Source organism: Neokomagataea anthophila, from assembly GCF_018122595.1.
Classification (GTDB): Bacteria; Pseudomonadota; Alphaproteobacteria; order Acetobacterales; family Acetobacteraceae; genus Gluconobacter; species Gluconobacter anthophilus.
Window position 1 is genome coordinate 1 of sequence record NZ_JAGRQH010000241.1, and the last position, 216, is coordinate 216.

The 216-nt window shown below is 46.8% G+C and carries 1 protein-coding gene; it reads right to left on the bottom strand.

Translation table 11 applies throughout. The features are described from left to right. The coding region (locus tag KB213_RS12575; protein WP_249110584.1) for a M3 family metallopeptidase at positions 1–216 on the bottom strand (216 nt) is incomplete at both ends.

The following is a 216-nucleotide window of genomic DNA, read 5'->3' on the forward strand; positions in this document are numbered from 1 at the left end:
GATAAGTTGTGGTTGACCCGGCGCGGCTTTTGCAAAAATGCCGACGTTGTAAATAACAGGCTTTGTGCCAAGCATCTTGGATTGACCAACGAAGTTAGACATCCATGCGCCACCAGATTTGGTGTCACGTTTAAAGTAGTCAAAATAAATCAGACCAAGCTGTGAGCCGTCTTTGTCGAACACTTCAAACACCAAGACATCCGGGTGGTAAACGGG